Origin of the sequence: Corynebacterium sp. CTNIH16 (assembly GCF_032821655.1) — a bacterium.
Classification (GTDB): domain Bacteria; phylum Actinomycetota; class Actinomycetes; order Mycobacteriales; family Mycobacteriaceae; genus Corynebacterium; species Corynebacterium marquesiae.
The window spans coordinates 1-7,762 of sequence record NZ_JAVBIG010000023.1; the positions used below are offsets into that span (position 1 = coordinate 1).

Consider the following 7,762-nt stretch of genomic DNA (forward strand, 5'->3'; position numbering starts at 1 on the left):
CCACACCGAGGATTTCCCGTCGGGGGCTAGATATATGCTTCCGGAGCATATACTTTCCGGAAACCTACAGGTCAATCCGTGAAAATCCGCGATTCCGGACACACTTTTTGACCCTTAACCCCATGTTGTCAAGGCCACGCCTTGCAAATGCCGTGGTCAGCTTTTCATGCTGGGCGAGCTTTGCTAGGGTTGACAAAGTTATGGAGGTGCGCGTTAAGCGCCCTATTAGATTTAGTTCCCAAGGAGGGTTAGCTGTGAGCGATGAGCAGCAGCCGAAGAATTCGGGTGCATCGCGCCCGACCGGTAAGCGTCAGCTCTCTGGTGCGGCTACCACGTCCTCCGCGGACTACGCCGATAAGCACGTCGTCCGCGTAGAGGATAAGAACCACGATGACACCCCAGGTGGTGGCGTAGCCGCTTTCCCTGGCGAGGTTGCATCCGAGATGAAGAAGGTGGTGTGGCCTACCGCTAAGGAGATGCTGCAGTACACCCTCATTACCTTTGCGTTCCTTATCGTGATGACCGCTTTGGTCTGGGGCGTTGACACCCTGGCTGGTCTCGGAGTTGAGCAGGTTCTCTCTGATAAGTAAGATAGCTGCATAACCTTTTATCCCGCTGTTTCCGCTTCAAGGAACGGCGGGATACTTTTTGCCCATACGCGGGCGGGTAGGCTGGTCCTACGCAACGCGCCGAGGAATTTTTTGGAGTAAGAATTATGAGCGACGAGAATAACGTCGAAACCGTAGGCACCTCGCTGGAAGAGGCAATGCAGTCCAACGTGCAGGAGCAGGCGGCAGAGCACGCTAGCTCCGTAGAAGAAGCGCAGCAGGAAGATGCTACCCCAGCCGCTCCGGCAGCGGAAGAAACTGAAGGAACGGCTGAGTCCACCGACACTGCAGGCGAGTCCGCCGAGTCCACCGACGCAGCAGAACCGGCAGCGGCCGAAGCTGAAGCCGAGGGTGCAGCCCCTGAGGCCAGCGAAGACGAGTCCGAGGATGCCGCCTACCGCAAGCGCCTGCGCGCCTTTACCCGCGAGCTGAAGAAGCAGCCGGGCCAGTGGTACATCATTCAGTGCTACTCCGGCTACGAAAACAAGGTAAAGACCAACCTGGACATGCGCGCCCAGACCCTCGAGGTAGAAGATTCCATCTTCGAGGTCGTTGTTCCTATTGAGCAGGTCCTGGAGACCAAGGACGGCAAGAAGAAGATTGTGAAGCGCAAGCTGCTGCCGGGCTACGTCCTGGTTCGCGCTGAGCTTAACGACGCCGCATGGTCCGTCATCCGCGAAACCCCGGGCGTGACCTCCTTCGTGGGCAACGAAGGCAACGCCACCCCGGTTAAGACCCGCGACGTAGCTAAGTTCCTCATGCCCAACGAGGCGCCGTCCACCAAGGGCGATGCTGCCCCGAACGAGGCAGAGGGCGAGCAGGTTGTGGATATGCCGGAGAAGGAAGTGGCCAAGAAGTACGCGCACGACTTCGAGGTGGGCGAGGCAGTGACCATCCTGTCCGGACCGCTGGCTGCCGTATCCGCGACCATTTCCGAGATCGACCCGGAGACCGGCAAGATGCAGGGCTTGGTGTCCATCTTCGGCCGCGAGACCCCGGTGGAGCTGTCGCCGACTGAGATCGAGCGCATCTCCTAAAAAGTGATTTTGTGCAGGGCGCACGGTGTTCTAAACTGGAACGCCGTGCGCCTTTGGCGTGCGTATAAGAAAACGTTTCATCCTCCGGTGGCCCACTGAAGGTGAGCATCCGGACGGGATCCCGTTATTCATCGTGGCGGACATCCCGGTAACACAGGAAAGAGGTAATTCGATGGCTCCTAAGAAGAAGGTATCCGGCTTCATCAAGCTGCAGATCGAGGCAGGCGCCGCTAACCCGGCACCGCCAGTTGGCCCGGCACTGGGTGCCCACGGCGTCAACATCATGGAGTTCTGCAAGGCTTATAACGCCGCTACCGAGAACCAGCGTGGCAACGTGGTTCCGGTTGAGATCACCGTCTACGAGGACCGTTCCTTCGACTTCAAGCTGAAGACCCCGCCGGCAGCTAAGCTGCTGCTGAAGGCCGCTGGCATCCAGAAGGGCTCCGGCGTCCCACACACCGACAAGGTCGGTTCTGTGTCTTGGGATCAGTGCAAGGAAATCGCAGAGACCAAGTTTGCGGACCTGAATGCACGTGACATCGAGAACGGCGCTCGCATCATCGCCGGTACCGCCCGCTCCATGGGCATCACCGTTGATGGCGCACCGGAGAAGTAAAAACTTTATGTGGTAGGGCCAGCTACGGCCCGCCAAACACCACACCAATCCAGAAAAGGAATTGTTAAATGAGCACCAAGTCTAAGGCTTATAAGGCCGCTGCGGAACTGGTAGATAAGTCCCGCCTGTACCGTCCGATCGAGGCCACCAAGCTGGCTAAGGAGACCTCCTCCAAGAACTTCGACGCCACCGTTGACGTCGTATTCCGTCTGGGCGTTGACCCGCGCAAGGCTGACCAGCTGGTTCGCGGCACCGTTTCCCTGCCTAACGGCACCGGTAAGGACGTTCGCGTTGCTGTCTTCGCTGAGGGCGAGAAGGCTACCGCCGCTCAGGAAGCTGGCGCTGACATTGTTGGCACCGCTGAACTGATCGAGCAGATCAACGAGGGCAACATCGACTTCGACGTTGCTATCGCTACCCCGGATCAGATGGCCAAGGTCGGCCGCGTTGCCCGCGTCCTAGGCCCGCGTGGTCTGATGCCGAACCCGAAGACCGGCACCGTTACCGCAGACGTTGCTAAGGCAATCTCTGAGGTTAAGGGCGGCAAGATCTCCTTCCGCGTTGATAAGGCTGCTAACCTGCACGCCATCATCGGCAAGGCATCCTTCGACGCTGAGAAGCTGGCTGAGAACTACGGCGCCCTCATGGACGAAATCCAGCGCCTGAAGCCTTCTTCCGCTAAGGGTATCTACATCAAGCGCGCTACCATCTCCACCACCTCCGGCCCGGGCATCCCGGTTGACGGTTCCGTGGTTAAGGGCTACACCGAGTAAATCGGTGTAGCGCACTGCGCTTAAAGCTAAAGGGCTTCGAGGAATTCCTCGAAGCCCTTTTTCTATGTTGTGAACCGCAGGCAGTTAAGTGGCGTCAATATCGTCTGGCACCCATTCGCCGCCTTCGGAGTAGACGTTGCGTGCCAAGGGAATTTGGTGCGAAGCAGACTCGAGGATGTGCATAAAATATCCGGCTGTATTCGGAATGGCGAGGGTATCTCCCACGGCAATGCCATCCGGGAAGTCCAGTTCGCGGCGCAGGATAACCTCGTCTTCAATGCAGTAGGCACCCACCACAAAGCCGGTGCGTGGCTCACGGGAGATTTCCTTTACCGGCCCAGCCGTAGGTACCAAGAGAGGATCTAGCAGGATGTCATCTGCGGCGGTCCGGCACTGCGTGCGATTCATCGCCACGCCGATAAGGGGCAGGCCATCAGAGCGTTCTTTGAGAAAGCTCACCTCGGTGAGGATGACTCCACAGCCGTCGAGCAAGCTGCGGCCGGGCTCAAGATGTAGGGCGATGTTCCGCTCGCGCAGCTCCTTGCCAGCGGTGCCGTAGCCGGGGACCTCACCGGAGAGGAGCTGGTTTAGCCACTGACCGCGGGTTGGCTCCTGCCAGAAGGGGTAAGTATTGGACAGTGGATCCGCTTTCCACGTAAAGGGTTCCCCGGTACCAGCGCGTTGGGAGGCGATGCGCTCGAGGTAATTCTCCCACTGCTCGCGGGATTCTAGGTAGCTCATGGGCACTCCGCCGCCGATATCGATGAAACTAGCGGGCTGGCCCAATGTGCGGAGGTGCTCGACCAAGGAAATTGCCTCTGCCAGGGCGGTCCGACGGTCGGCTTCGCTATAGCCGTGCAGGTGCACGTGGACGCCTACAGCACGAAGTTCCTTAGGCCACTCGGCTTGCCGCCATGCCGGCAGCCTCTCCCCGAAGCGGGTGGGAGGTAGGGAGTTAGGATCTGGAGCGAGGCGTGGTGCCACGCGGGCGGTGGTGTCTAAATCCCTCGCAATGGCGGCGATGCGGCGGGATTCGGCGCGAGAATCGCAAGAGATAGTGACGCCTCGCGAAACCGCGAGGCGGAGCAAGCCATCTGTTTTGATAGCGGCGCTGAGGATGATGCGCTCTGGGGCGACACCGCGGTCGAGCACGTGGCGGAGCTCGTTCTCGCTGGCTACATCCACCCCGAGCCCGGCATTGCGTGCAGCATCGACAAAACACAGAGCCTTATTGGCCTTGCGTGCGAAAAACACCTGAGTCTCCACGCCGTGGGAAGCGCCCGCGTCGAGCAGCTCTTGGGCATTGTGGCGTAGCGGAGCGGGATTCAACACGTTCACCGGAGAACCGTAGCGCGAGGTTAATGTGCTGACGTGCTGCGGGTTTTCGACGAGCTCACGCATCCACCGTTCCCACCGGGCGCGCAAGGGGACGGTGCCGTGGACGGGTAGTGGGTCTACGGGAGTGGTGGTCATGGGTTTCCTACTTTCTCCGCCCAGCGGGGGATGTCATCGTGCACGGAACGGTTAAGGGAGTCATGGCCGGGCAGGGAGATCTCATTCATCCGGCCAATTTCCACTACGCCAGGAACGTCGTGGAAGGGGGAGGGGGTGGCTTGCGGAGCAACGGTGGCGTCAATAAGCAGGTCCACGCCGCCCTGCTCCCGCCAGGAATCTATCTGCTCAGGCGTGCCTAGGTAGTGGGTATTCACCACACCGGAGTGGATCAGCTCGAGCAGGCGCTTGGCTGTGACCGGTGGCGGACCAAAAGCCACGCGCTCAAGGGTGCGTGAAAGCTCGCGGAAGCCGGGCATGGGTCCATGTGCCTTGTGCCAATCGACGCATTCTTGAAATACCCCACGAAACGCCGCGCCTACGGCTGCGGCCGGGGTGAGTGGACCGGTACCTTCGGCCGCACGTAGGGAAGCCTCGAGCTCAGCGACAGCATCGCCAGTGAAATCCTGACCGTCGATAACGGCGGCGAGGTCTGCAGTTGAGAAGTCACCGAATTCGCCTGCAGCCCCGATGAGGATCTCACGCAGCTCCGAAGCGTTGTCGATATGCGCGCAGGCCTGCCGCCAGCGCGGTGACACCTCCGGCAGCGGTGTCTGCGGGGAGGGCTTTACCTCCATGAAGCGCCCGCTGCGGCTAACCGGGTAGATGGTTTCGGCGGTATCGCCATACAGCAGGCACACATCGATGAAGCTCAAGGCGGCACCGCGTACGCCGATTTGCCGTGCGGAGCTCGGAAGATCGGCACCGAAGTAAAGACCGGTGACCGGTACGCAAGAGGCCTCATAGGCCAAAGACCCAGCGTGGAGATGGTCGTGGCCGGTGCAGACCAGGACTTCGTCGAAGGGGGAGCCATCGACCATGAACCCTTCTCTTTCGGCGCTTACCGCGGTCACGCGGTGCTGCAGGTGCCGAATGCGAACGTGGGCTGGCGCGCGGCGCACTGCTGCAGACCAGGTATCGGCGAGGAATTGGCCCACCTGGGCCCGCGGCGGGAAGGCATCGGTGTTGTCTTCACCGCGGCGGGTGCGCCAGGCGTTGAAACTATCGTGGGCAGTGGTGACGATGGCGCAGTTGACGTTGAGGTGCCACTGCGGCGGCTGCTGCGGACGGTAAACGGCACCTGCACCGGCGGGGTAGGGGTCAAAGACGGTGACATCGAGTGGAACGCGGGCGCGCTCGAGGAGTTCCTCGACGGCCCACAGGCCACGCGGGCCAGCTCCAATGATGGCAATGCGGCGGGCAGAACGAGAAGAGGTCACTGCGCCGACCCTTCGATGCGCGCCGCGAGTTCAGAGGGCGAAAGGTCGAAGTTTTCGCACACCCAGGAGTCGTTATAAATGGTGTCGAGGTAAGGCTGGCCGGCGTCGTGCAGCACGGCAACCACTTCAGCCCCTGCCGGTAGGGAGGGCGCGAGGCGCTGGAAGGCGGCGATGACGGCACCACCGGAAGCGCCAGGCAGCAGGCCCTCTGCTTGAGCGAGCTGCCGGGCAGCAACGATGGCATCGAGGTCTGGAACCCTCTCCACGGAAGAAGGCGAAAACTTGGTGGATAGTTCGGTTACGATTCCGGCGCCATAGCCAGGCAGCATGCGGGTGCCACGCTCACCACCAAAAAGCACGGAGCCTTCCGCATCAACGCCGATTGTGTGGGTGTCGGCGCCCAGCTCGGAGAGCTTGCGTACGCAGCCGCCAAGGGTTCCGGTGGTGCTCATAGCCACGAGCAGATGACTGGGCGCCTGACCGAGCTGGTCCAGAATCTCAGTCATGGTGCCTTCCGCGTGGGCGTGGAAGGCGGCTTCATTGGAATACTGGTTGAGGTTGAAAGACTCGGGGATCTCTTCCAAAAGCTCGGCCACGCGGGTGCGGCGGGCGGTGAGCCAATCGCCGGTTTCTGGATCGGGGTGGTCGAGCAATTCCACGTGTGCGCCGTAGGCCCGCATGGTAGCTACCGTGGAGGCGTTGACCCGCGGATCTACCACGCAGTGGAACTTCATCCCCTGGAGCGGGGCTTGGCGAGCTAGAGCCATGCCCAGGTTGCCGGAGGAAGATTCCACCAGCGTCGAACCCGGGCGGATATCGCCGGCTTCGAGGCCTGCCTGGATAAGGGCTCGGGCGGTCCGGTCTTTTGCAGAACCGCCGAGGTTGAATTGTTCGAGTTTGAGATAGAGGTGGACATCCGGCCGGGGGCTAATCGCCTCCACTCGCATGAGGGGGGTGTTGCCAATCGGCGGGTGCGCTTGAGAATGAATCCTGGGGCTCATCATTAGCCCCATGGTAGACCTTTACGTCCACCTTTTCCGCCGGCCTAGTCTTTGATCTCCGCATAGGCATCGAGCACGGCTTGGCGTGATTCCTTTAGGTCCACGATGGGCGGGGCGGACAGCGCGGGTGCCCAGCGGCGCACGTACCCGCCCTTAGGGGGCGAAGCGCTGGGCCTGCGTTTCGGGGTTGAAGATGCGAAAGAAAGGCGCGGCATCATCGCCGGAACCGGCCACCCACTGCCAATTAAAAGGATTGGAGACGGCATCGGCGTCCACCAAGGTGTCCCAGAAACATTCCTCGCCCAGGCGCCAGTGGATGCCCAGGTTCTTGGTGAGGAAGGAGCCCACCACCATGCGCACGCGATTGTGCATATACCCGGTGGCCCATAGCTCGCGCATTTCGGCGTCGATAAGCGGCATGCCCGTAGTGCCGGCCTGCCAGTCCTTGATCCGCGGCGAACCACACCTCCCGCGGGGAGACCTCGCCAAAGCGCAGGTGGGGCGAGAGTAGGGAGGTGGCATTGAGCGCGGGAATATCGCGCTCCCCGGCGTAGTCGGCCAGGTCCAGCTGGGCTAGTCGCTCGCGCGCCCCGGCCTCGCCGGACGTCCAGTGTTCGGCCAGGGATGTCGCCCATGCCGGATCGGTGGGTTTGGGCCAGGCAGATACACTGCTTGCCGACGCCCCAAATCCGGCACCCCCTCCGGTTCATCTGCCGCCACCTGGGAGGCGACGGCTTTGGAGAAGGGAGTAAAGACCTTATAGGGCCGGCCTTGGCCATTGGTGACCTCCCAGGGTTCCACCAAAATGAAGCCGGGCGAGGAAGTCGCGGTGATGCTGAACTGCTCCCCATTAGTTGGACTGAGAAATCAGTTACCTACTAGTGGGGAGCAGTTGTATGCATACACGTAGTTCGTTGTCGGCGGGGCAGCGGGAAGAATTGGTGGCTCTTTTCGAG

Annotated in this window: 7 protein-coding genes and 1 pseudogene; 4 read left to right on the top strand and 4 right to left on the bottom strand. The window is 61.1% G+C overall.

Annotated elements, in window-relative coordinates; all coding sequences use genetic code 11:
* Positions 1 to 254 precede the first annotated feature (254 nt).
* From secE to rplA, 4 genes are all read left to right on the top strand, one after another.
* Positions 255 to 590 carry a preprotein translocase subunit SecE gene (secE, locus tag RAE04_RS11495; protein WP_239278148.1) on the top strand — a complete coding sequence of 112 codons (336 nt, stop codon included), beginning with the start codon at positions 255 to 257 and terminating at the stop codon, positions 588 to 590.
* A 125-nt stretch (positions 591 to 715) separates the two neighbouring features.
* Complete coding sequence (gene nusG, locus RAE04_RS11500; protein ID WP_239278147.1) at positions 716 to 1,645, top strand: transcription termination/antitermination protein NusG; 930 nt, start codon at positions 716 to 718, stop codon at positions 1,643 to 1,645.
* A 172-nt stretch (positions 1,646 to 1,817) separates the two neighbouring features.
* The gene (rplK, locus tag RAE04_RS11505; protein ID WP_049358678.1) at positions 1,818 to 2,261 is read left to right on the top strand and encodes a 50S ribosomal protein L11; all 444 of its coding nucleotides are present in this window, start codon (positions 1,818 to 1,820) and stop codon (positions 2,259 to 2,261) included.
* Between the two features lie 68 nt (positions 2,262 to 2,329).
* Entirely contained in the window at positions 2,330 to 3,034 is a 705-nt protein-coding gene (rplA, locus tag RAE04_RS11510; RefSeq protein WP_049383568.1) for a 50S ribosomal protein L1, read from the top strand.
* An 84-nt stretch (positions 3,035 to 3,118) separates the two neighbouring features.
* Here rplA and RAE04_RS11515 read toward each other — a convergent pair whose 3' ends face one another.
* The 4 genes and pseudogenes from RAE04_RS11515 to RAE04_RS11530 all read right to left on the bottom strand — a co-directional run.
* Positions 3,119 to 4,507, bottom strand: coding sequence for a Y4yA family PLP-dependent enzyme (locus RAE04_RS11515; protein ID WP_317027453.1), 1,389 nt, complete (start codon positions 4,505 to 4,507; stop codon positions 3,119 to 3,121).
* Positions 4,504 to 5,805 carry an FAD/NAD(P)-binding protein gene (locus tag RAE04_RS11520; RefSeq protein WP_317027454.1) on the bottom strand — a complete coding sequence of 434 codons (1,302 nt, stop codon included), beginning with the start codon at positions 5,803 to 5,805 and terminating at the stop codon, positions 4,504 to 4,506. Before RAE04_RS11520 ends, RAE04_RS11515 begins: the two co-directional genes overlap by 4 nt.
* Positions 5,802 to 6,818 carry a pyridoxal-phosphate dependent enzyme gene (locus RAE04_RS11525; RefSeq protein WP_317027455.1) on the bottom strand — a complete coding sequence of 339 codons (1,017 nt, stop codon included), beginning with the start codon at positions 6,816 to 6,818 and terminating at the stop codon, positions 5,802 to 5,804. The genes RAE04_RS11520 and RAE04_RS11525 overlap by 4 nt, the downstream gene beginning before the upstream one ends.
* 32 nt (positions 6,819 to 6,850) lie before the next feature.
* Positions 6,851 to 7,634, bottom strand: a pseudogene (locus tag RAE04_RS11530) (FAD-binding domain-containing protein); the annotation flags it as partial.
* Positions 7,635 to 7,762 lie beyond the last annotated feature (128 nt).

Coding starts and splice junctions, on each gene's coding strand:
- rplA (WP_049383568.1), top strand. CDS start 2,330: ATGAGCACCAAGTCTAAGGCTTATAAGGCCGCTGCGGAACTGGTAGAT.
- RAE04_RS11525 (WP_317027455.1), bottom strand. CDS start 6,818: ATGGGGCTAATGATGAGCCCCAGGATTCATTCTCAAGCGCACCCGCCG.
- rplK (WP_049358678.1), top strand. CDS start 1,818: ATGGCTCCTAAGAAGAAGGTATCCGGCTTCATCAAGCTGCAGATCGAG.
- nusG (WP_239278147.1), top strand. CDS start 716: ATGAGCGACGAGAATAACGTCGAAACCGTAGGCACCTCGCTGGAAGAG.
- RAE04_RS11515 (WP_317027453.1), bottom strand. CDS start 4,507: ATGACCACCACTCCCGTAGACCCACTACCCGTCCACGGCACCGTCCCC.